Origin of the sequence: Nocardia crassostreae (assembly GCF_001613405.1) — a bacterium.
Lineage (GTDB): Bacteria > Actinomycetota > Actinomycetes > Mycobacteriales > Mycobacteriaceae > Nocardia > Nocardia crassostreae.
The window spans coordinates 88,542-109,666 of sequence record NZ_BDCH01000019.1; the positions used below are offsets into that span (position 1 = coordinate 88,542).

The following is a 21,125-nucleotide window of genomic DNA, read 5'->3' on the forward strand; positions in this document are numbered from 1 at the left end:
ATTCCAATGCCTCTCACCTCACCCCAATTCGCCGGTGACGCCCGCCTCGAGGCCGTCCTGGTCGACGATGCGGCACACGTGACCCCGGGCCAGACCGGCGCGCATGTTCTGAAGATTCAACTGGCTCTCCAAGTGCTGGAGGGGATCACGCTGCCCAGCGTCGAGAAGGACAATTTCAAGTACGGTCCCGAGACCGCAGCGGCGGTATTGCACTACAAGCAAATTCGGCGCATCATCAATTTTGCCATTCAGCAGGACGCCGACGATATTGTCGGCAAACGAACGATTCGCAGTATGGACGATGATCTCGCGGCGGGCGGCGTCACCCATGGCACCCAGATGTCGCAAGCCCATCGGCGCAGCCGGGAGTCGCAGGAAGCCGTCCTCGCCCGATTGGTCGGTCTGCGCACCAAAATCGATATCGCCGCCGCACTGCCCGAGCCCGCCCGCACCTTCGAGGCCGGAATCATCAGCGTGGCGCACGCGCGTGACCTGCAGGTGCTGGCGCGGCGCCTGGTGGTCAGTGCCGATCCGCTCGATGCGTTCCTGCGGCAGGGACTCACCTCGGTCATCAATCTGATCCGGGGGAACCTCGCACAACCGGTGACGGTCCTCGACGAGGGTGTGCTGGGCCGGTGCGCGGACGTCCCGCCGCCCTTCGCCGCCACGGTGGCCGAGGATCCCGATCCCAAGGTGAGCCTGTGCACCCCGTTCTTCGCGGCATCGGCGGATCTGCAACGCGACGTCATGACACACGAGTATTTCCATGTGATCGGCATCGGCGACAACTCGGTGAGCAATCTGGATGAGGCCCTGCGGAATGCGAACACCATCGCGCAGATCGTGGCATTTCTGTTCGATCGGTTCCGGCAGGTGAACTCCGATGGCAACGAGCCCGCGATTCCCCCGTTCCCGGCGCCGTAGCCCGAGGGGGCGAAATCATGAGCGGTGACCGGTCGATGTGGGACAACCGGGTGCACTGCGCGCTCGGCGAGTTGTCCACGCGCTATATAAAAATCACCGAGGAATCGGTGCTGACAATGGTCGCCGCCCGGTTCGCGTCCCGATTCGAGGCCGCGGATCGGCTGTACACGGACAAGAAGCCCAATTGGCATCATCGCGTACGGAAGTCGCTGGAGGACCTCACCACGGCCGGGCTGGTGCGCGAGTTCCATCTGACCGAGGCCGGGGAGCGCGCGCTCGGTGACGCGTGCGAGCGAGCGCGGCGGGTCGAGGAACGCCCGCTCACCTCGCCTCCGGACCCGCGCGAACGGGCGGAGATGCCGATCGCGGGTGTGCTCACGCCGCCATTGCGCGCGGAGTTCATAGCGAAGAACGGCGGTGGGCGCTCGCCGGATCCGATTCCGGTCATGATCGAGCTGAATCTCCGGTACCGCAGCGGACCGAGCAAGGCGATGGCCCGTGTCAAGGAACTGTGGCGCTACCTCGGCAGGCCGGACGAGCCGCGGCTGCTGGCCGACGAGTACGCGGTCGGCGAGCTCACCACCACCGAGATCGAAGGTTTGATCTCGGCGGACGCGGTCGGCATCGACTGGATCGATCGCTCGATCTATCGGATCTGGCCGGACTTCCCGATCGAGACGCAGATCGACGCGTCGGCGCGGACCATCAAGGCCACGGCCGCACAGCGGGCGTTCAGTAGCTTCGGCGACGGAATCGTCTGGGCGGTCATCGATTCGGGAATCCAAGGTGACCATCCGCATTTTCGCGGGTATCACACCCTCGACGATCCGACGGTCATCGGCTTGCACAAGGACTTCACCGGCACCGGCTCGGACCCGTTGATGGACGAGAAGGGGCACGGCACCCACGTGGCGGGCATCATTGCGGGCGGGCTGGAGCTGTGGGAGGGCACGACCGACCGGATCCTCGTCACCGAGAGGCGATTCAATGTCGCCGAACCGGAGACGCCCATAGTGAAACCGCGGCCGTTCGAGCGCCACGGCCTGGCGGGAATCGCGCCGCGCGCGAAGCTGGTGAGCCTCAAGGTGCTCGGCGGCCGGGGCACCCTCGACGCGCGTACCACCCGGGTGATCGAGGCGCTCGCCTATGTGCGTGAAATCAATGCCGCCAGTGGGAAATTGCCGCGCATCCAGGGCGTGAACCTGAGCCTGGGCTACGAATTCGATCCGGAATGGTTCGCTTGCGGGCGCAGCCCGCTGTGCCTCGAGGTGGACAAGCTGGTGCGTTCCGGGGTGGTCGTGGTGGTCGCGGCGGGCAATTCGGCGTACATCACCCTCAATGCCTCCATGTCGGACGTGCGGAAGTTCAGTGCGGCCATGACCATCAACGATCCGGGCAATGTCGAGCGGGCCATCACGGTGGGTTCGACGCACAAGGATTCGCCGCATTCCTATGGCATTTCGTACTTCTCCTCGCGCGGCCCGACCGCGGACGGCCGCAATAAGCCCGACCTCGTCGCGCCGGGCGAGCGAATCGCCGCGGCAGCGGCCGGTGACCTGCTGCGGCCGGTAGCGAACACGCTCGACAACAAGGGCGCGGGCATGGCCGTCTATATCGAGGACAGCGGCACCAGTATGGCCGCTCCCCACGTGTCCGGCGCGGCCGCGGCATTCCTGTCGGTGCAGCGCGAATTTATCGGCGACCCGGAGGCCGTCAAACGGATCCTGGTCTCCTCGGCCACCTCCCTCTGCCGTGACCGCGCCTTCCAGGGCGGCGGACTGGTCGACCTCATGCGCGCTCTTCAGTCGGTGTGAATCCGCAATCGGTGTGAATTTCCGGAAAGGACAAGGAAAATGACCGATACGATCGTCGGCCGCCCCTTCTGGCGACTGGTCTTCGACGATGACGGCGATGCGCAACCTCAGCAGGTCGCCACCCTCTCCCAGGAGATCCGCGATTCGGGGGTGACCGATATCGTGTTCTTCTCCCACGGCTGGAACAATGGCGAGGACACCGCGGTCCGGCTCTACAAGAGATGGTTCGAATTACTCGCCGCGCACGTCGGGGCGGCGCGCAAGGTGGGATTCGTCGGCGTGTTCTGGCCCTCGCAACTGTGGCGTGACGAACCGATCCCCGATGTCGACTCGGCCCCAAGACATGTCGGCGACGGAGCCGCGGCGCTGGACGCCGGGGCGACGGTCGACGCGGGCGCGCCGACGCTCGACCCGCTCGTTCTCGCCGACCTGAAGAGCATGTTCCCCAAGGGCTCCGGACAACTCGACGCCATAGCCGGTCTGCTCGCCGCACCGCCCAGCCGCGCGACCCTCAATGACCTTTTCGCACAGCTGCGTTCGTTCCACGAGGCCACCCCGCAGGGCTTCGGCGACGGAGAAACCGAGCAGGGCGGCGACCCCGGCATGCTCGACGCCACCGACCATTCCCCCGTCGAGCTGTTCGAGGAGTTCGCGGCCAAACTCGCCGACACCGGAGTCGAATTCGGTTCCGGCGGCGGCGAAGCCGGGCTCGGCGACTTCCTCGACAAGGCCCTGCACGGCGCGAAGGAGGCGCTGCGCCAGCTCAGCTACTGGAAGATGAAGAACCGCGCGGGCGTGGTCGGCCGCACCGGCCTCGGCCCCGTGGTCGCGAAACTCGGCGCTGACCACCCTGGTCTGCGCGTCCACCTCGTCGGCCACAGCTTCGGCGCACGGGTCGTGGCCTACGCCCTCGACGGCCTGCCCGACGGTTCCGCGACGGTGAAGTCCATAACCTTGCTGCAAGGCGCATTCTCGCGCTTCACCTTCACCGACCGGCTCCCCTTCCGCGACGGAAGCGGTGCGCTGGCGGGCCGCCTGGCCCGTCTCGACGGGCCGCTGACCGTCTGCCATTCCAGCCACGATTCGGCATTGAGCACCATGTACCCGCTCGCCTCACTCGCGGCCAAGGACGACGCCAGAGGCGCCGACGACAGACTGTTCCGCTTCCGCGCCATGGGATCTCACGGCGCCTTCGACGCCGAGCGCCACCCACTGGGCAACCCCGGCACCGCCTATCCGTTCCAACCCCACCGCATGCTCAACCTGGACGCCTCCGACGTGGTCAACCAGGGCGGCCCGCCCAGCGGCGCACACAGCGACATCTTCAAAACCCAACTCGCCTGGGTTGTCGCAGCAGCGGGCGGATTGACCTAGACCGGTCTCGCTCGAATCAGACCTCGGTCGCGGACAGTGCGATCTTGGCGTTGCGGCCGGGGCGCTCGCTGGCGGCCGCGGCGTCAGCGGCGGCATTCAGGGAGAAGGCCGCTTCCACCTCGAGTTGCAGCGCGCCCCGCGCGGCGAGGCCGACGAGTTCGGTGATCAGGCGGCGGCGGTCGGCCGCGCCGATCTCCTCGGCACGCTTGGAGCCCCAGAAGCCTTTGACCACAGCCTGTTTGAAGATCATCTTGCCCGGATCGATCACCAGGGGCTGACCCGAGAGGGCGCCGAAGGAGATCAGTTCGCCGCGCGGGCCCAGCAGGGCGAGCAGGTCGTTGGCGGCGCGGCCGCCGACCTGGTCCACGGCGCGGGCGATGGGTGCGCCGCCGGTGGCCGCGGTGGCCTGTTCGAGCCAGTCGGCGGATTCGGTGTCGAAGACCGGGTCGAAGCCCAAGTCCTGCAAGGCTTTCTGGGCGGCGGGGCTGCGGACCAGGTTGAGGACGTTGATGCCGCGGTCGCGGGCGAGCACGTTCAGCAGGCGGCCGACCGCGCCGTTGGCGGCATTGACGGTCATCCAGTCGCCGGAGGACAGTTGCAGATCCTCGAGCAGCATGAGCGCGCTGAGCGGCATGGCCAGCAGCTGGCTCGCGGTGGCGTCGGAGACCGAGTCCGGGACCGGGACGATCGCGGCGGCGGGGGCCAGGAAGTACTCCGCCCAGGCGCCCTGGATGCCCGAAACCGTCACGCGCTGACCGATTTCCAGGCCGGTCACGGCCGCGCCCAGGGCGTGGATGCGGCCCACGGCCTCGGTGCCGGGGATGGCGGGCAGCGGCGGCCGATAGCCGTACACGCCGCGAATAATGGCGAGATCGTGATTGTGGATCGGCGCGAGGATCAGTTCGATCCGCACCTCGTCGGGGCCGGGTTCCGGAATCGGCCGCTCCGTGGCGACCAGGACATCCTTCGGCTCGCCGAACTGCTCGATGACTACCGCACGCATAGTCCGCTCCTTCCGATCAGTGTTCTCAGTCTTCGGCGACCAGGACCTGGACGTCGATATTTCCGCGCACCGCATTGGAATACGGGCGCACCTGGTGCGCCGCCTCGGCCAGCGCCGTCGCCTCCGCACGGGGCAGGTGCGGCAGCGACACCTCGAGCGTCACCGCCAACTCGAACCCACCGGCGTCATTGGGCCCGATGCCGACCTTCGCGCCGACGGCCGAATCGGCGATATCCGCCTTGGCCCGCGCGCCCACCAGGCGCAGCGCCGAATGGAAGCAGGCCGCGTACCCGGCCGCGAACAGCTGCTCGGGATTGGTCCCCTCACCATTGCCGCCAAGCTCCTTCGGCGCGGACAGGTGCGCGTCGATCTTGCCGTCGGTGCTGCGCGTGCGCCCGTTGCGGCCGTCACCGGTCGCCAGCGCCCCGGCGGTGTACAGAACGTTCATTACTTCTCCTTGGGGGTATTCAGCGCCGCGGTCACCCGCCGCAATGTGTCACGCAGGGCCGCAAGCTCTTCCATCGACAATCCGGTGGCCTCGGCCATCTGCGCCGGTATCTCGCACGCCCGGCCGTACATGGCACGACCGCGCTCCGTGAGCCGGATCTCCACCCGCCGCTCATCGGCGACCGACCGCCTGCGCTCCACCAGCCCGGCCGCCGCAAGCCGCTTCAGCAGCGGCGACAACGTCCCGGAGTCCAGCGCCAGCGCCGCGCACAGGTCACCGACGGTGCGCTCGTCGCGCTCCCACAGCACCAGCATCACCAGGTACTGCGGATACGTCAGCCCCATCTCCTCGAGCTTCGGCCGATAAGCGGCGGTCATTGCCCGCATTGCCTCGTAGAGCGGGAAACAGACCTGCTGCTCGAGCGCCATCGGGTCGGCCATGTCCATGACTGTAGCCCCCAATTAAGTTGTGCACAATTTAATGGCGTGTAGCGATCGTCACGCCACGATCGCGTCGAACCGGCTAGCGAATCGGGTACAGGACGAAACGCGGGAAGGCGCGGCGCGCGGGCGAGTCGCCGATCTCGTCGAGGGCCGCGCGGATATCGCGCAGGTCATCGGGGGTCATCTGGAGCGGGAGCTCATCGGGCTGGTAGGTCGCGCCGATCGGATAGTCCTTGCCCGGTTCGGTGCTCATCTCGATATGGCAGCCGAGAATGTGGGTGATCGGCCGCCGGTCGCAGAGCGCGATCATGCGGTCGATGGTGCGACCGAAGGCGGCCCAGTCCCGGATGTAGAGACGGCCGGGGTAGACCGTGTCGCCGGTGAGCAGAATGCCGGTCCACGGGTCATAGAAGGTGACGGCCGCATCGTCGTGACCGGGGGTGGCCAGGCATTCCAGGATGCGGCCGCCCAGATCGAGAGGTCGTGTGGCGTCGGGATTCTCGGTGAATCTGAAGTAGTTCCAGGCGCTGGTCAGCTCGGCGTCCACCACCGTGGTGGCGGGCCGGTCGGCGAACTGGGCGTCGGCCGCGATGTGGTCGGTGTGGGTGTGGGTGTGCACCACCAGCAGTTCGTAGTCCGGCCGGGGGTGCCGCGCGAGCCAGTCCTCGACGAGGTCGTCGACCACCCGGCGCAGGGGGAAGAATTCGGCGTATGCCGTTGCGCCGGTGTCGATCAGCACCGCGCGGGCATTGCCGAACAGCATGTACAGGAACGGCGCTTCACAGTGGACGGCCATGTTCTGCCGCAGGATCACGGTGTGCTCGTCGTAGGCGTGTACCTGGATGTCGTCGTCGGTATTGTGCTTGGCCGACGGTGAGCCGTGGATCCACCGGACATCCAGTGCACGGGCCTCGGGATGCACCCGAGCGAAATCGATGAGCGATGCGCCTGCGGTCATGACCGCACAGTACCGAAACCCGCAGCGCCGCTTCTCCGATACGGCGGGTCAGCGGATCAGGGTCGTGAGCACGCGGGTGAGAGCGGCGGAGCCCGCGCTCTCGTAGCCGTCGGCGCGGCGCAGCAGGGCGACGCGACGGGCGGGCGGCGGGGGGTCGACGGCCAGGGCGGTCAGGCCGGGGTGGTCGGCGGCGACGGCGGTCAGAAGCAAGGTGAACAGGTCGGTGCGCTGCACTATTTCGATCAGTGCCTGAATCGAATTGGCCTGCACGGCAATGCGGGGGTGCACGCGGTGGGTGTGCAAGTAGTCGTCGATATGGCTGCGAGTCGCGAAATCGGCGCTCAGCAGCGCGAGTTCGAGTCCGGCCAGGTCCCGCACCGGGAGGGCCGCGGCCCGGTCGTGCTCGGACTGCGCTCCGGCGACCAGGCTGAGGGTTTCGGTGCACAGGCCGGTGGCGTCGATCCCTGGCAGATGGCTGCGGTCGAAGGCGATACCGAGGTCGAATTCGTCTGCCAGCAAACCGGTTTCGATGCGATCCTGGGTCGTCTCGGTGGTCTCGAGGTCGAGCCGGGGGTGACGGCGGCGCAGTTCGGCGGTGAGCGGGCCGACGAGGTAGGCGGTGAAGGTCGGGGTGAGCACCAGTCGAACGCTGCCCCGGGACAGGTCGGCGACATCGTGCACCGCGCGTTCGGCGGCGCGCAGTTCACGAATCGCGCGGGCGGCGTAGCGGGTGTAGGCCGCGCCCGCGTCGGTGAGCCGGACGGTGCGCCCGCTGCGGTCCAGTAGTTGTGCGCCCAAAGCCTTTTCGAGTTGTTTGATCTGCTGGGACAGGGTCGGCTGCGAGATGTGCAGGTCGTGCGCGGCGCGGGTGAAGTTGCCCTGTTCGGCGACCGCGAGCAGGTAGCGCACATGACGCAGTTCCGGGTCCATGGCCCAACTATAGATGAGGCCAATAGCAGCGATGGAAACTACGACTTGGACACTATACACACTGGTAGAGCACAGTTGATCGTGTCAGCCACCGGCCGATCCAAGGAGTGACCATGCACGATCTCGCGGCGGGCGTCGCACAGTTTCAGCGCACCGTCTTCCCCGCCAAAACCCCGCTGTTCACCCGGCTCGCGGGGACACATCAGCCGACCGCGCTGTTCATCGGCTGTTCGGACGCCCGCGTCGTGCCCGAGTTGATCACGCAGAGCGAGCCCGGGGACCTGTTCGTCATTCGCACCGCGGGCAATATCGTGCCCGCCTACTCCCCCGGCTCCGATGGCGTGGCCGCGAGTATCGAATATGCCGTCGCCGCGCTGCGGGTCACCGATATCGTCGTCTGCGGCCATTCGGCGTGCGGGGCGATGACGGCGCTCGCCGAACACCACGATCTCACCACCGCACCGGCGGTCGCGGGCTGGCTGCGGCACGCGGACGCCGCCCGCGCCCGGGCCGCCATGTCCGGCGGCCCGGCATCCGTCGATGCCCTGGTGCGCGCGAATGTGCATGCGCAACTGGCGAATCTGGCCACCCACCCCGCGGTTGCGGCCGCGCTGGCCGACCACGCCCTCACGCTGCACGGCTGGATCTACGACATCGGCAGCGGCGCGGTCGACGAGGTCGCGCCCGCCGCACTTCCCGCCTGAAATCCCCACCCCCGAAAGGAAACCCATCATGGTGCACGCTCAGTTCGATCCCACCGCACGCCAGGCCCTGGCCGCCACCGCCGTCGAGGCCAAGATCCGGAAGGACCTGTCCTGGCAGCAGATCTCCGACGCCGCCGGGCTGTCGGTCGCCTTCGTCACCGCGGCCGTGCTCGGCCAGCATCCCCTCCCCGAGTCCGCCGCAACGGCCGTCGCCGAACTCCTGGAACTCGGTGACGAGGCCGCAATCCTGTTGCAGACCATCCATTCTCGCGGTTCCATTCCCGGCAGGGTGCCGACGGATCCGACCATCTACCGCTTCTACGAGATGCTTCAAGTCTACGGCACCACGCTCAAAGCCCTTGTGCACGAACAGTTCGGCGACGGCATCATCAGTGCCATCAACTTCGAGCTGGATGTGCGCAAGGTCGCCGATCCCGAGGGCGGCGAGCGCGCCGTGATCACCCTCGACGGCAAGTACCTGCCGACGAAGCCCTTCTGAGCCGAACCCCACCCCCTTGGGTGGTGATCTGTTCACCCTCGAGGGCGCGATCACAGCACTCGGGGTCCTGATATCGGCGGCCGAGACGGCGCAGAGTGGTAAGCCACCACCAGTGAACCGGAGCCACCGATGACGATCACCCGCACCACCGCACCACCGGCCATGCGGCGCCACACCGTCCTGACGGAAGACGGTGTGGCGCTCGCGGTTCGTGAGTACGGGCCGCGGGATGCGGACGTCACGGTGGTGCTCGTGCACGGGCACTGCTCGAGCACCGAGTCGTGGTCGGATCTGCGCGAGGCGCTGCCGCAGCGGTATGCCGGGGCGCGGGTCGTCTGCTACGACCACCGCGGGCACGGGGAATCCGGCGCGGCGGACCCGCGGTCCTATCATCTCGGGCAGCTCGGTCGCGACCTGGGCGCGGTGCTCGACGCGGTCGCGCCGACCGGGCCGGTCGTCCTGGTCGGGCATTCGATGGGCGGGATGGCGGTCCTGACCTATGCCGCCCAGCAGCCGCACGAGATCGGCGCCCGGATCGTCGGCGCGGCCCTCGTCTCGACCGTGGCGAGCGGGCTGGCCGACTCCGGTCTGGGCCGCTTGCTGCGCCACCCGCTCATCGCCCTGTTCCAGGCCGCCGTCCGGCGCGCGCCCACCCTCATGCGGCATGCGAAGTTGCTGGCCTGCAAGGTTTTCTCACCCGTCGCCCGGATGGCCGAATACGGTGATCGCGAGGTCAGCCCGCGCGTGATCACCCTCGCCAATGCAATGCACAATGCGACGCCGATCGTCACCATGGCGAGCTTCCTGAGCGCCTTCCTGGACTTCGACCGCACCGACGCGCTGCTGCTGCTGTCGCGCATCCCGACGTTGGTGTTGTGCGGCTCCGCCGATCTGATGACCCCGCCCGCGCATTCGGTGGCCATTGCGGCGGGGGTCGACTACGCCGATCTCGTCCTGGTCGAGGGCGCGGGCCACTCGGTGATTCTCGAACAGCCGGACCAGGTCGCCCGCTCCCTGGTCCGGCTGCTGGCACGGGCGAATACCACCGGCGCGGCGCGGCCCGCCGTGCCCGTGCTGCGCCTGGTGGCCTGAGTCCGTCCGCGGTGTCCACGCTCACCCGGCGAGTACGGCCTCGGCCAGTTCGCTCCAATTCGCTTGTGTCACTTCACCCGTGACCGCGCTGAAGCGTTCCTCGCCGAGCTGGCCGCGCACGGCTTCCTCGATGCGCACCCCATCCGGATGCGACCGATCCGGCAGCCCGCGCACGGCGGCGCTGGCCGCCAGCAGCCGCGCGGCCTGCTCGTGCTGTTCCGACCGCAGCGCCACATCCGCGACCCCGATGAGCACCGCGGCGATGAGGGGCGCGTGCCCGGCCTCGGAGGCCGCGCGGACGGCCGCGGCGCGGTGGGCGCGCGCGGCGGCGAGATCCTCGGCGAGATAGCCCAGCAGATCCTCGATCACCGCGCGGACCAGATCCCGCTCGGCCGCCTCGCCGAGAATCGCCGTCGCCACACCCAACTCCCGGTGCACCTGCGCGGCATCGCCGCGCCAGCGCGCCAGCTCCGCCTTCGACAGCGCCACCTCGGCCAGGGTATTCGGCCAGGCCGAGCGTTCGGCGACGCGCTGCATATCGGCCATGGTGGCCGCGCTCGCCTCGAGATCGCCGAGCAGCCAGTGGAATTGGGCCTGCCGCGTCCCCATCCGCACGACGTCCTCGATCGCGCCGACCTCGGTGACGACCGCGATCGCCTGATCGTAGAGTTCGCTCGCACCGGCTATATCGCCGCGCATGGCACTGCGATCCCCCAGTTCGGTCAGTGCGAACGACAGCCCCCACCGCTCGCCGATGGCGCGGAACTCGGCGACCGACCGCTCGAGGTAGGCGTCCGCGCCCGGGCCGTCGTGACCGAGCTGAATGCGCATGCGGCCCAATTGCAATCGGGCCAGGGCGCGCACCCACGGATCCTCGTCGGTCAGCAGTTCCTCCCAAGCGGGCAGGAAGGCGTCCGGGGCCCGCAGCATGGCCTCCAGCGGGGCCACGAAGCGCAACACCCAGTGCCTGCTCCCGATCCGGCGGCTGATCTCGTACGCCTTGCGGATCCACTCCTCGGCCTGGTGCTCGTCGCCCTGCCGCCCGGCCGAAACGAACTGCACCACAAAGGCGTACACCACGGCCCGGTGTTCCTCGGACGCCTCACCGGGCAGATTGGCGGCCGCCACCATCAGCTCATTGCTCTCGCCCTTGTACCCGCTGAGCCACCAGTACCATCCGGCGGTCGCGGCCAGGCGCACGGCCCCGTCCGATTCCCCGGCCGCGAGCGCCCCACGCATGGCGGCGGCGATATTGTCGTGCTCGGCATCGAGGGTGGCCAGCCAGCCCAATTGCTCGGCGCGGCGCAGATGCGGTTCCGCGGTCTCGACCAGTTCGGTGAAGTACGCCAGGTGCGCCCGCCGCGCCGAATCCGCTTCCGCCGCTTCGTCCAGCCGCTGCTGGGCGTACTCCTTGATGATGCCGAGCATGCGGTAGCGCGGCGCGGTATCGCCCTCGGCGAGCACCAGCGATTTCTCGGCCAGCGCGGTGAGTAGTTCGTGCACCTCCCACGACGCGACCGCGTCGGCGGCGCAGACCCGCTCGGCCGCCTCCAGGCTGGCGCCGCCGGAGAACACCGAAAGTCGGCGCAGCACAATGCGTTCGGCGTCGGTGAGCAGCTCCCAGCTCCAGTCGACCATGGCGCGCAGCGTCCGATGCCGGGGCAGTGCGGTGCGGCTGCCGCCGGTGAGCAGGCGGAACCGGTCGTCGAGCCGATGGGCGAGCTGATCGAGGGTCATGGTGCGCAGCCTGGCGGCGGCGAGCTCGATGGCCAGCGGCATACCGTCCAGGGTCCGGCAGACGCGCACCATGGTCGCCAGGGTCTGTGCGTCGGCCCCGAGATCCTTGCGCACCGCGCTTGCCCGATCCTGGAGCAGCCGCACGGCCGGGGCTGCTGCGATCTCGGCCGGATCGGCGTCGTCGGCGGGCACGGCCAGCGGCATTACCGGCCACAGCCCCTCGCCGGTAATGCCCAGGGGTTCACGGCTGGTCGCGATGATCCGCAGGCGGCGGCATTCGCCGAGCACGCGATGGGCGAAGGCCGCCGCGGATTCGATGACGTGCTCGCAATTGTCGAGAATCAGCAGCATGGCCCGATCCCGGATGGCGGCGATGACCCGGTCGGTGGGGTCCGCGTCCGAGGCGTCGCCGTGCAGTGCGTCGCGCAGTTTGAGCGCGCCCAGGGTCGCCTGCGCGACATCGCCGTCCGCGCCGATGGCCGCGAGTTCGACCAGCCAGACCCCCTCGGGCAGATCGCCGAGCAGCGTGCGCGCGGTCTCGGTGGCGAGGCGGGTCTTGCCCTAACCGCCCGGCCCGATCAGGGTGGTGAGCCGATGTTCGGCATTGAGCCCGCGGACCGCGCTGATATCGGCGTCCTTGCCGACGAAGCTGGTCAACTCGGCGCGCAGATTGGTCTTGCGAGGCTCCTCTCGCCCGCCCAGCTCACCGCGCAGCAGCGCCACATGCAGGCCGGACAGCTCCGGTGACGGGTCCACGCCCAGTTCGTCGGCCAGGGTTTCGCGGGCGCGCTCGTAGGCGAGCAGCGCCTCGGTATCGCGACCGCTGGCGACCAGGGCGCGCATGAGGGCCGCGACCAGGCGTTCGCGCACCGGATGCGCGGCCACCAGATCGGTCAGCTCGGTGACCATATCGGCGCCGCGGCCGAGTTCGATCTCCGCGTCGAAGCGGTCCTCCATGGCGGTCAGGCGCAGCCCTTCGAGGCGGGTGACCGCGGCGTCGAACGCCCCGCTCTCCTGCAACCCGATGTCCTGCATGGCCGCACCGCGCCACAGCCCGAGGGCCTCGCGCAGCAGCGCCACCCCGCTCGGATCGTCGTTCTTGCGCGACTGGGCGAGCAGGCGTTCGAACCGCACCGCGTCGACGGCCTCGGGCTCCACGCGCAGCCGGTAGCCGTCGGACTAGCCTTCGATCGATCCGGCGGGCAGCGTCTTGCGCAGCCAGGACACCAACTGCTGCAAGGCATTCGTCGCATCGGCAGGCGGGTTCTCACCCCAGATCCAGTCGACGAGCGCCGCCTTCGGGATGGCGTGACCCGGTTGCAGCGCGAGGGCCGTCAGCAGCCCGCGCAGCCGCGCGCCCGGCACGTCGGCGAAAACGCCATCGGCCGTGCGAACTTCGAATGGTCCAAGAATCCCGATTTGCACCCGCCCGATCTTGCCATGGGCGATCGGTGCGCCGCCGCGCGCTGATACGGCCGCCGCCCGTATCAGGGCCGTGTCAGGGCGCTGACAGGCACGTCGGCGACCGTGGCTGCATTACACCGCCACGAAAGGAAATCCGATGACCCAGACGGTTCCCGTCCCGCACGGCCTCCCCATGGAACGCGATGCGGGCCCGTTCGATCCGCCCCGCGCGATCACCCGGCTGCGCGCGGCTCGTCCGGTCAGCCCCATGGTCTTCCCCAATGGTCACGAGGGCTGGCTCGTGACCGGCTACGACGCGGTCCGGCAGCTCATGGCAGACACCCGGTTCAGCTCCCGCCAGGACCTCGGAATCGTCCACGTACCGTTCGAGACTCCGGGCATGCCGCCCCAGACCGAGCCGTCGCCGCAGACGCCGGGCCTGTTCATCGCCATGGATCCGCCGGACCACACCCGGCTGCGCCGCATGCTCACCGGCGCTTTCACCGTCAAGCGCATGAAGCAATTGGAAGACCACATCGTCGAGATCACCGAGCGGCAATTGGATGCCATGGCGCGCCTGACCCCGCCGGTCGACCTGGTCAAGGAATTCGCGCTGCCGGTGCCCTCACTGGTGATCTGCGAACTGCTCGGCGTCCCCTACGCGGACCGCGAGACCTTCCAAGGCAACTCGGCCCAGTTCCTGGTCCGGGACCAGACCCTCGAGGAGAAGGCCGCCGCATTCGGCGCCATGACCTCCTACCTGGCCCAGCTGGTCATGGCCAAGCGCGCCGAACCGAGCGAGGACATCCTCTCCGACCTGGCCCGCAACGAAGACCTCAGCATCGAGGAACTGGTCGGCATCGCCTTCCTGCTGCTCCTCGCCGGTCACGAGACCACCGCGAACATGCTGGGCCTGGGCACCTTCGCGCTGCTCGAGCACCCCGAACAACTGACCGAACTGCGCGCCAACCCCGACCTCGGAGCCGACGCGGTCGAAGAACTACTGCGCTACCTCTCCGTCGCCGACATCTTCTACCGCTACGCCACCGAGGACCTCGAGCTCGGCGGCGAGCTGATCCCCAAGGGCTCGACCGTCGTTGTCTCCCTGCTGGCCGCCAACCGCGACCCCCGGCGCTTCCCCGACCCCGACACCCTGAACTTCCACCGCAACACCGGCGGCCGAGTCGCCTTCGGCCACGGCATCCACACCTGCCTCGGCCAACAGCTGGCCCGCATCGAAATGCGCGCCGGTTTCGAGGGCTTGCTCCGCCGCTTCCCCACCCTCACCCTGGCCGTACCCGCCGACGAGGTGCGCCTCCGCACCGACATGAACATCTATGGCGTCCACGCCCTCCCGGTCACCTGGACACCCGAGGAGAGCTGACAACCATGGTTATCACCGCCAACCGGGACCGTTGCATCGGCGCGGGCATGTGCGCCCTGCTCGCACCGAATGTCTTCGATCAGGACGACGACGATGGCCTCGTCCGAGTGCTCCACCCGGCCCCGACCAGCGATCACTCCACCGTCCGCGAGGCCGTAGCCGCCTGCCCGGCCCGAGCCCTCGCCATCGACGAGCCCCGCAGGTGAGCTCGCGAGGCGAATCCCCATTGCAGACGCGAGTGGCCGTGCGGGCGCGAGTCGCCACGCGGATGCTGGTCGCCACGCTGGTGCGGGTGGTCGTGCGGGCGCGGGTGGGCTGGCAGCGCGGCTGGACTGGAGCGGCGGTGTGGTGGGCGGGGCGGCGGCGGCAATGCCGCACTCTCACTTGGCGTCTCCGTAGCACTCGACGATCGCCGTGGTGAAGGCGAAGCGGACCGGGGTTGCGCCGAAGGCGATGCGGCCTGCGGTGTTGGCGGCGGATGTTATTGCCACGGCGACTGTTTCGGCTTCCTCCGCCGGGCAGTGGACGATGACCTCGTCGTGCTGGAAGAAGACCAGTTCGGCGCGGAGTCCGGCCTGAGTCATGGTCTGGCGCAAGGCCGCCAGGAGGAGCAGGGCCCACTCGGCGGCGCTGCCTTGGACGACGAAGTTGCGGGTGAAGCGGCCGCGGGCGCGGGCTCTGGGAGTATTGGCGGAGTACGGCTCGGAGTCGAGGTCGGTGTCGGCGGAGACGGGAGGGCAGGTGCGGCCCAGCCAGGTTCGCACCAGGCGGCCCTCCTCACCGGCGCGCGCCGCCTCGTCGACATAGGCGATGGCGGCCGGGTAGCGGCGGCGGAGTTCGGCCATATGGGTGAGGGCGTCACCGGAGGTTTGACCGTAGATCGCGCCCAGCAGTGCGATCTTGGCTTGGGCGCGGTCACCACCGAAGGCGCGGGCGGCGAGATCGGCGTACATGTCGTCACCGCGACCGGCGACTTCCATCAGGCCCGGGTCGCGTGAGATGGCGGCGAGCACGCGCGGTTCCATCTGCGCGGCGTCGGCGACCACCAGCCGCCAGCCGGGATCGGCACGGATCGCTTGGCGCACCACCTTCGGGATTTGCAGGGCACCAACGCCATTGGTGGTCCAGCGCCCGGAAACCGTGCCACCGGGCAGGTATTCGGGGCGGAAGCGGCCGTCGTGGACCCATTGTTCGAGCCAGGACCAGCCGTGGGCGGTGTAGAGGCGGTAGAGCGACTTGTAGGCCAGTAGGGGCTCGACTGCGGGGTGATCGATCTCCTGGAGTTCCCATTTCCTGGTGGAGGACAACAGAATTCCCGCGCGGCCGAAGGCTTTGACGATGTCGGCGGGCAGGTCGGGCCGGACCCGCACCCCGGGGCCGAATGCCCGCGACACCTCGTCGGCCAGCTCCACCATGCGGCGCGGTTCGCCGCCTGCTATCCGCTCCCCCAGCATCCGGTCCAGCAGGTCGCGGTGAACGTCTGCGCGCCAAGGGATTCCGGCCCGGAACAACTCGGCGGCCACCAGCATGCCCGCCGATTCGGCGGCGAGCAGCAGCCGCATGCGGTCGGGGTGCTCGGTTTTCGCCGTGCGCGCCACCTGCGCCGCGTACACCTCCAGCAGTGCGGTGAATTCGTCGGTCCCGCTCGGTAAGGGCACCGGCCCGGACTCGAACAGCGACGGCTGGGTCTCGGCGGCCCGCAGCGGGGCGTCCGGCGGGACCGGAAGGCGGTGCAGCCGCGCCCATGCCGCAGCCAGCGAGCGCGCCTGCCCGGACTGACCTTCCTCGTGCCCGATCAGCAGCGCTTCTGCGGCCTCCACGTCATAGCAGCGCTCCACCCGCACCCCGGCCGCCAGCAGACGGCGGTAGATCTCGGCGGTCGAGCGCCAGACCCAGCGCTCCACCTCCGGCCGCGAGCCCACCGCCGCGGCGAGCGACGGCTCGTGCAGTACCGGCCCCGCCGGTCGGCCGTCCTGATCGAGTGGGCATACCCGTGCACCCCCGTCCGCTGTTTCCGCCACCGCCCATCGCATGTTCCAGAGTCTCGCATCGAGCACAGACAACTTCGGATATCCGGCACGGGGGCGGTGGCGAACCGCGTCGGAGGGTCAGCGCTTGGCCGAGGGGCGCGCGATGCGAACCCGCTTCTCGGCAGGCGCGTTCTCGATATCGTCGAGCTGGGCGAAGATGGTGGCGCGCAGCTGGTCGTAGTCGTCGAACGAGTAGTCGTTGAACAGGGTGTAGCCCGTCCACATGAGGTTGGCGCAGACGCGCGCGGGCACGCTGCCGGTCATTGCGCCCATGCCGACCAGTGCGACCGAGGTGATGCTGCCCGGTGCGGCGTGGTTCTGGCGGTGGATCGCCTGGAACCCGGCGGCGCAGGCCAGGGCGACATTCAGGGTGGCGCTGACATTCTCCACGGTGGATTCCATGGTGGGCGTGGAGATCAGGAACTTCGGATTGGTCGCGCCGGAAGGCACGCAGACCGCGCTGCCGATCGGGAGGCGGCCCGCGAACCCGTCGCGGATGGCGCGCTGCACGCGCAACTGGATACCCGCGCCGAGATGACGCTTGATGACCGCGTCGACGCCCCCGTTCATCAGGCCGCGGGAGTTGGTGGGGGTGACCTAGGCGTCGACCTGTTCGTCGAGAATCGAGCCCCGGCGGATTTCGATGCCGGATTCGTCGGCGAAGGCGGCCCGCCACGCCTCCACGACGTTCTGGTTGATATCGGTCAGCACCACTCGCAGCGGCGTCTGCGCACGGTTCACGGTCATGAAAACTCCTATCGGAATGCGGTCCCTGCAACCGTTCTCGAAGCTAGCGCCACCCACCGACATGTCTTCTGCCAGAAGTAAATCCATGTCGGAGCCATGCCATAGAGTGCCGGGCCGTGAGCACCAATGACCCGCTGGCCCTGACCGAACTCTTCCACGGCGGCGGCGAGCCCTGGCTGCCGCTGCTGCGGCCCGTGATCGAGGCGCAGCCCAATGCCGCCATGTACATCGGCCCGAGTCGCGGCCCGCAGGTCGTCCCTGTCCGGGAGTTGACCTTCCAGGCGCTCAAACCCAATCCGCCGCACAAGTGGAAGGTCGTCGCCCTCGGCCAGAATCCGTATCCGCGGCCGGAAAGCGCCACCGGAATCGCCATGTTCGACAACACATTCCATGATTGGAAGGACAGTCAGTTCGGCCGCGTGGTGAGCATCCGCTGCATCATCAAGGCGGCGGCCGTGTGGAAGTACGGCATTCCCAAGAAGACTCCGATCGCCGATATCCGCGCCCTGCTGCGCGAGCGCGACACCGTGCAGCCGCCGGAATGGTTCCAGGCCATGCTCACCCAGGGCGTGCTGCTGCTGAACGCGGCCCTCACCGCCAGCGCCGACGGGGCGCTCGGGACCGATCAGCACACAGCGTTCTGGCGGCCGGTGGTGGAGCGGATCGTCGAAGAGATCCTGCGCGCCAAGCAGAATGCCGACCCGGCCGACCGCGGGGTGGTCTTCGCGTGGTGGGGTGCGCACGCACGAAATCTCAAGACTGTCGTGCTGCGGCTGCAAAAGAAGTATCCGGATGTCGACGTCCGGCACGTGGATCACGCCAATCCCGCGGCGCAGGGCGATATCTTCTGCAACGGAGACCATTTCGGCACGGTGAACGCGGCGCTGGCGGCGTTGGGCCTCGACGAGATCGACTGGTTGCCGAGCACCGGCTGGAACAAGGCGGCCGAGACCGGCGGAGCCGATCACAAGGTCGCCGAGCGCCTGGGCGCGTTCATCGCCTCCACCATGGAGTTGCACCAGCTGTATCTGGAACGACTGGCGAGCGTCAAGGACGAGGGCCTGGTCCTGCCCGCCATCACCGGCGTCTTCGACACGCCCCTCATGAACTTCGAGGACGCCATCGCCCCCGTGGCCCGGCAGCTGTCGGGTCTCGACTGGCACGCCAGGCAATCACGCGACTTCGGCAAGGAACGCGCCGACCAACACACCACCGCCCTGTCCGCCGATGCGATTGCCGCCCTTCACCTTTACACCTGCGAGTCCGCCTTCTACCGGGAGATCAATGCCGTCCTGCGCTCGACGGACCGCACGCGACTCACCCCGTATCTTCCCTATCTGCGGCTGCTGTTCGCGGCGGTCTCGGGCCTGCCCGCCCGCAGCGAACCCCTGTGGCGCGGCGTCTCACTGGACCTGCGCCGCCAGTATCCGAAGGGCCGCACCATCACCTGGTGGGGTGTGTCCTCCTGCACCTCGAAACCCGCCGTGGCCCATTCGTTCCTCGGAAGCCGCGGCAAGCGAACGCTTTTCGAGGTGCACCCCACCCGCGCGGTCAGCATCCGCAATTTCTCGGCCTTCACCGGCGAGGAGGAATTCATCCTGCTGCCCGGCACCCAGCTGGAGGTGACCGACGTCCGGGCCGAACGCGGCGGCCTGTGCGTCGTCGAGCTCACCGAATCGGCCGAGCAACCCCTCGTGTCCTGAGCCATTGGCGAAGTCGGCGCGGCGCGAGGACACTGGGGTCGTAGCGCCGACCTCGTCTCCAGGAGCACATGCGATGGCAACCAACGGCCCGTTCGGAATCGATCCGGAAGAGTTCGAACGCGCGCTGCGGGAAGCGGGCATAGAGGTCCGCGACCTGATCGCCAAGGCAGGCGAATACCTCGACCGCTCCAGCGCCAACCCCCTGGCCTCGCTGCTCGGCCAGTTCATCCAGCCCGAGCGCACCCAGTCCCCGAAGACCGAGGGCCCCACCACCGGCGAAACGGGTAGCGGCGTCTGGGCCATCTACACCCTCGACGACACCGGCTCCGCCCGCGTGGACCAGGTCTTCCCCACCGAACTCGAGGCCCTGCGCGCCCACCGCGACAACACCGACGACCGCCGCCGCGTCCGCTTCCTGCCCTACGGCGTCCCCGCCAGCGCGCTCGACGCGACCTGAGCGACCGGCCCGGGTTACTTCGACGGCGGGAATTTGCCGTTGGCCTGGACCTTTCCGCCGGACAGGGTGAAGGTCACGATGCTGGGGCCGCCTTCGGGGCAGCACAGGGCTTCGTTGGAGGTCAGCCAGCGGTATTGGACGCGCACGGTGTCTTTGGTTTTGCCGAGTACTTCGGTGTAGCCGTACCGGTTCGCGGTGGCGGTGCCCAGCCAGGTGCCGTTGGTGAAGAAGAGGATGTGCACCCAGGGGTGGATGTTTCCGGAGGTCACCGTCATCCAGGACAGGGTGTTGGTGCAGCCGTTGTCGATCGGGTCCTCGCTCGCGTCGCTGACGTACCACGGGCCTGCTTCGGGCACCGCGAGACTGGCGATGGCATCGCCTGCCAGCTGGGACTTCACGTCGAAGCAGTTGCCTCGACCGCTGCCATTGGGGGCCGGATCCTCGGTCACCGGCGCGACCGTGGGCGGTTGCTGCGGAGCGGTGGTTTCCCCGCCGCTTGTCCCGCTTTGATCACCGCTCGTGCCCTCGCCCTGCTCACCGCTGGTGCCGCCGCCCGGATTCCCGCCCGGCTTCGTCACCGTGGAGGTGACCACCGCACTCGGAGTCGAAGTGCCGCCCTGGTTCGGGCCGCCGCCTTGACTCGAGGTCGTGCCACATCCGCTGGCGCTCACCAGCATTCCCGCCGCGAGCAGGCCGAACACCATCGACTTCGCTTTCACGATCACTCCCGATTCCTCCCCGACCCCGACACCTACACCTTCGACCGTAGGGTGCCGCCCACCCCGGCGTTATCCGGCGAATGCCCTAACCACCCGCGGCACAGGCGAATAGGGTCACGGGCGGCTGTCGGGCGACGGCAGCAGCACCCGGTGCAGGACAGCGGCCGCCGCGGCGGCGAGGAGCGCGCCGTCGAGGTAGTGGCAGGCCATCGCACCGAAATAGGTGGGGCCGCCCCAGGCATTGACGGTGAAATTCGGGTCCAGACCGGCGAGAATTTGCAGACCGATCCGCCAGGGGCAGTAGGCCAGGAGCGCCAGGAAAGGGATGGCGAGCAGGGATCGGAGCAGGGCCGTGGGGTGACGGAAGATCGAAAGCGCGGTGTGCGCAAGCCTTTTCGCTGCCGGTGCGCCGAGGGGAGCGAGCAGCAGGCGGGTTGGCGACGGTGCGCGTCGGAATATCCGCCAGCCGATCGCGACAGCCAGGACGAGGAGGACCAGATGCGGGCCCCAAGCGGCCGTGCCCGCCACGTGCGTCGGGGGCTCCGGCGAGCGGTTCAGGAAGACCATGCCGCCCGCTGCGATGCCCCACCCGAGGGAGCCGACAGCAATGGCGGTCGACGGGACCGACAGCCGAAACGGCTCGGCGGGCGCGGGGAGGTCTCCGGAACCGGGCCGGAGGTGCTGAGTCTCTCGATGGTTCATGCCTCGAGCTTCGCGCGCACGGCCCCGCCGTGTCGTCGGCCCACGGCCGCGAG

General features: G+C 68.7%; 22 protein-coding genes and 1 pseudogene. 10 read left to right on the forward strand and 13 right to left on the reverse strand.

Annotated elements, in window-relative coordinates; all coding sequences use genetic code 11:
- Positions 1–6 precede the first annotated feature (6 nt).
- The 3 genes from NC4_RS19285 to NC4_RS19295 are packed head-to-tail and all read left to right on the forward strand — an operon-like array spanning position 7 to position 4,112.
- Complete coding sequence (locus NC4_RS19285) at positions 7–924, forward strand: hypothetical protein (protein WP_067540246.1); 918 nt, start codon at positions 7–9, stop codon at positions 922–924.
- A gap of 17 nt (positions 925–941) precedes the next feature.
- Positions 942–2,738 carry a S8 family peptidase gene (locus tag NC4_RS19290; RefSeq protein WP_067540249.1) on the forward strand — a complete coding sequence of 599 codons (1,797 nt, stop codon included), beginning with the start codon at positions 942–944 and terminating at the stop codon, positions 2,736–2,738.
- A 39-nt stretch (positions 2,739–2,777) separates the two neighbouring features.
- A complete protein-coding gene (locus NC4_RS19295; RefSeq protein WP_067540252.1) occupies positions 2,778–4,112 on the forward strand; it encodes an alpha/beta fold hydrolase in 1,335 nt (444 codons plus the stop codon).
- A gap of 16 nt (positions 4,113–4,128) precedes the next feature.
- Here NC4_RS19295 and NC4_RS19300 read toward each other — a convergent pair whose 3' ends face one another.
- The 5 genes from NC4_RS19300 to cynR form a co-directional block, all read right to left on the reverse strand.
- Positions 4,129–5,115 carry a zinc-binding dehydrogenase gene (locus NC4_RS19300; protein ID WP_067540255.1) on the reverse strand — a complete coding sequence of 329 codons (987 nt, stop codon included), beginning with the start codon at positions 5,113–5,115 and terminating at the stop codon, positions 4,129–4,131.
- Positions 5,116–5,140: 25 nt separating this feature from the next.
- Positions 5,141–5,563: an organic hydroperoxide resistance protein gene (locus NC4_RS19305; protein WP_067540258.1), complete on the reverse strand. Its 423-nt coding sequence runs from the start codon at positions 5,561–5,563 to the stop codon at positions 5,141–5,143.
- On the reverse strand, positions 5,563–6,003 hold the full coding sequence (locus NC4_RS19310; RefSeq protein ID WP_067540996.1) for a MarR family winged helix-turn-helix transcriptional regulator: 441 nt from the start codon (positions 6,001–6,003) through the stop codon (positions 5,563–5,565). Before NC4_RS19310 ends, NC4_RS19305 begins: the two co-directional genes overlap by 1 nt.
- Positions 6,004–6,085: 82 nt before the next feature.
- Positions 6,086–6,964, reverse strand: a complete 879-nt coding sequence (locus NC4_RS19315; RefSeq protein ID WP_067540260.1) for an MBL fold metallo-hydrolase — start codon at positions 6,962–6,964, stop codon at positions 6,086–6,088.
- A 48-nt stretch (positions 6,965–7,012) separates the two neighbouring features.
- Entirely contained in the window at positions 7,013–7,894 is an 882-nt protein-coding gene (gene cynR / locus NC4_RS19320; protein ID WP_067540262.1) for a transcriptional regulator CynR, read from the reverse strand.
- Positions 7,895–8,007: 113 nt separating this feature from the next.
- On the opposite strand from cynR, the gene NC4_RS19325 reads away from it, so the two are divergent.
- The 3 genes from NC4_RS19325 to NC4_RS19335 all read left to right on the forward strand — a co-directional run bounded on the left by NC4_RS19325 (position 8,008) and on the right by NC4_RS19335 (position 10,189).
- The gene (locus NC4_RS19325; protein WP_067540998.1) at positions 8,008–8,598 is read left to right on the forward strand and encodes a carbonic anhydrase; all 591 of its coding nucleotides are present in this window, start codon (positions 8,008–8,010) and stop codon (positions 8,596–8,598) included.
- Positions 8,599–8,626: 28 nt separating this feature from the next.
- Positions 8,627–9,097, forward strand: coding sequence for a cyanase (gene cynS, locus NC4_RS19330; RefSeq protein WP_067540265.1), 471 nt, complete (start codon positions 8,627–8,629; stop codon positions 9,095–9,097).
- A gap of 129 nt (positions 9,098–9,226) precedes the next feature.
- On the forward strand, positions 9,227–10,189 hold the full coding sequence (locus NC4_RS19335) for an alpha/beta fold hydrolase (protein ID WP_067540268.1): 963 nt from the start codon (positions 9,227–9,229) through the stop codon (positions 10,187–10,189).
- A gap of 21 nt (positions 10,190–10,210) precedes the next feature.
- Here NC4_RS19335 and NC4_RS19340 read toward each other — a convergent pair whose 3' ends face one another.
- From NC4_RS19340 to NC4_RS42860, 3 genes are all read right to left on the reverse strand, one after another.
- Complete coding sequence (locus NC4_RS19340; RefSeq protein WP_245721793.1) at positions 10,211–12,277, reverse strand: ATP-binding protein; 2,067 nt, start codon at positions 12,275–12,277, stop codon at positions 10,211–10,213.
- 210 nt (positions 12,278–12,487) lie between these two features.
- Complete coding sequence (locus NC4_RS42855) at positions 12,488–13,084, reverse strand: AfsR/SARP family transcriptional regulator (protein WP_245721794.1); 597 nt, start codon at positions 13,082–13,084, stop codon at positions 12,488–12,490.
- 21 nt (positions 13,085–13,105) lie between these two features.
- Positions 13,106–13,351: an AfsR/SARP family transcriptional regulator gene (locus NC4_RS42860; RefSeq protein ID WP_245721795.1), complete on the reverse strand. Its 246-nt coding sequence runs from the start codon at positions 13,349–13,351 to the stop codon at positions 13,106–13,108.
- Between the two features lie 136 nt (positions 13,352–13,487).
- On the opposite strand from NC4_RS42860, the gene NC4_RS19345 reads away from it, so the two are divergent.
- Positions 13,488–14,714, forward strand: coding sequence for a cytochrome P450 (locus NC4_RS19345; protein ID WP_067540271.1), 1,227 nt, complete (start codon positions 13,488–13,490; stop codon positions 14,712–14,714).
- A gap of 5 nt (positions 14,715–14,719) precedes the next feature.
- Positions 14,720–14,920: a ferredoxin gene (locus NC4_RS19350; RefSeq protein WP_067540274.1), complete on the forward strand. Its 201-nt coding sequence runs from the start codon at positions 14,720–14,722 to the stop codon at positions 14,918–14,920.
- 174 nt (positions 14,921–15,094) lie between these two features.
- On the opposite strand, the gene NC4_RS19355 is transcribed toward NC4_RS19350, so the two are convergent.
- The 3 genes and pseudogenes from NC4_RS19355 to NC4_RS41680 all read right to left on the reverse strand — a co-directional run bounded on the left by NC4_RS19355 (position 15,095) and on the right by NC4_RS41680 (position 17,491).
- Positions 15,095–16,747: a bifunctional 3'-5' exonuclease/DNA polymerase gene (locus tag NC4_RS19355; RefSeq protein ID WP_067540277.1), complete on the reverse strand. Its 1,653-nt coding sequence runs from the start codon at positions 16,745–16,747 to the stop codon at positions 15,095–15,097.
- Between the two features lie 75 nt (positions 16,748–16,822).
- A pseudogene (locus tag NC4_RS19360) lies at positions 16,823–17,329 on the reverse strand (macro domain-containing protein); the annotation flags it as partial.
- 12 nt (positions 17,330–17,341) lie between these two features.
- A complete protein-coding gene (locus NC4_RS41680; protein WP_218021225.1) occupies positions 17,342–17,491 on the reverse strand; it encodes a hypothetical protein in 150 nt (49 codons plus the stop codon).
- 116 nt (positions 17,492–17,607) lie between these two features.
- Here NC4_RS41680 and NC4_RS19365 point away from each other — a divergent pair, with 116 nt between their 5' ends.
- Together NC4_RS19365 and NC4_RS19370 are read left to right on the forward strand one after the other, a co-directional pair.
- Positions 17,608–19,194 carry an ADP-ribosyltransferase domain-containing protein gene (locus NC4_RS19365; RefSeq protein ID WP_218021226.1) on the forward strand — a complete coding sequence of 529 codons (1,587 nt, stop codon included), beginning with the start codon at positions 17,608–17,610 and terminating at the stop codon, positions 19,192–19,194.
- Positions 19,195–19,267: 73 nt separating this feature from the next.
- Entirely contained in the window at positions 19,268–19,651 is a 384-nt protein-coding gene (locus tag NC4_RS19370; protein WP_067540284.1) for an Rv0313 family protein, read from the forward strand.
- 14 nt (positions 19,652–19,665) lie between these two features.
- Here NC4_RS19370 and NC4_RS19375 read toward each other — a convergent pair whose 3' ends face one another.
- Positions 19,666–20,376 carry an LppP/LprE family lipoprotein gene (locus tag NC4_RS19375; protein WP_067540293.1) on the reverse strand — a complete coding sequence of 237 codons (711 nt, stop codon included), beginning with the start codon at positions 20,374–20,376 and terminating at the stop codon, positions 19,666–19,668.
- 108 nt (positions 20,377–20,484) lie between these two features.
- Complete coding sequence (locus tag NC4_RS19380; protein WP_218021227.1) at positions 20,485–21,072, reverse strand: hypothetical protein; 588 nt, start codon at positions 21,070–21,072, stop codon at positions 20,485–20,487.
- Between the last annotated feature and the right edge of the window lie 53 nt (positions 21,073–21,125).

Excerpts from the sequence above, each read along its gene's own strand:
- NC4_RS19335 (WP_067540268.1), top strand. The coding sequence starts at position 9,227 with ATGACGATCACCCGCACCACCGCACCACCGGCCATGCGGCGCCACACC.
- NC4_RS19340 (WP_245721793.1), bottom strand. The coding sequence starts at position 12,277 with ATGCTGCTGATTCTCGACAATTGCGAGCACGTCATCGAATCCGCGGCG.
- cynS (WP_067540265.1), top strand. The coding sequence starts at position 8,627 with ATGGTGCACGCTCAGTTCGATCCCACCGCACGCCAGGCCCTGGCCGCC.
- NC4_RS19325 (WP_067540998.1), top strand. The coding sequence starts at position 8,008 with ATGCACGATCTCGCGGCGGGCGTCGCACAGTTTCAGCGCACCGTCTTC.
- NC4_RS19380 (WP_218021227.1), bottom strand. The coding sequence starts at position 21,072 with ATGAACCATCGAGAGACTCAGCACCTCCGGCCCGGTTCCGGAGACCTC.
- NC4_RS19300 (WP_067540255.1), bottom strand. The coding sequence starts at position 5,115 with ATGCGTGCGGTAGTCATCGAGCAGTTCGGCGAGCCGAAGGATGTCCTG.
- NC4_RS19295 (WP_067540252.1), top strand. The coding sequence starts at position 2,778 with ATGACCGATACGATCGTCGGCCGCCCCTTCTGGCGACTGGTCTTCGAC.
- NC4_RS19315 (WP_067540260.1), bottom strand. The coding sequence starts at position 6,964 with ATGACCGCAGGCGCATCGCTCATCGATTTCGCTCGGGTGCATCCCGAG.
- NC4_RS19310 (WP_067540996.1), bottom strand. The coding sequence starts at position 6,003 with ATGGCCGACCCGATGGCGCTCGAGCAGCAGGTCTGTTTCCCGCTCTAC.
- NC4_RS19370 (WP_067540284.1), top strand. The coding sequence starts at position 19,268 with ATGGCAACCAACGGCCCGTTCGGAATCGATCCGGAAGAGTTCGAACGC.
- NC4_RS19305 (WP_067540258.1), bottom strand. The coding sequence starts at position 5,563 with ATGAACGTTCTGTACACCGCCGGGGCGCTGGCGACCGGTGACGGCCGC.
- NC4_RS19350 (WP_067540274.1), top strand. The coding sequence starts at position 14,720 with ATGGTTATCACCGCCAACCGGGACCGTTGCATCGGCGCGGGCATGTGC.
- NC4_RS19345 (WP_067540271.1), top strand. The coding sequence starts at position 13,488 with ATGACCCAGACGGTTCCCGTCCCGCACGGCCTCCCCATGGAACGCGAT.
- cynR (WP_067540262.1), bottom strand. The coding sequence starts at position 7,894 with ATGGACCCGGAACTGCGTCATGTGCGCTACCTGCTCGCGGTCGCCGAA.
- NC4_RS19355 (WP_067540277.1), bottom strand. The coding sequence starts at position 16,747 with ATGCGATGGGCGGTGGCGGAAACAGCGGACGGGGGTGCACGGGTATGC.
- NC4_RS19285 (WP_067540246.1), top strand. The coding sequence starts at position 7 with ATGCCTCTCACCTCACCCCAATTCGCCGGTGACGCCCGCCTCGAGGCC.
- NC4_RS41680 (WP_218021225.1), bottom strand. The coding sequence starts at position 17,491 with ATGACCGTGAACCGTGCGCAGACGCCGCTGCGAGTGGTGCTGACCGAT.
- NC4_RS19290 (WP_067540249.1), top strand. The coding sequence starts at position 942 with ATGAGCGGTGACCGGTCGATGTGGGACAACCGGGTGCACTGCGCGCTC.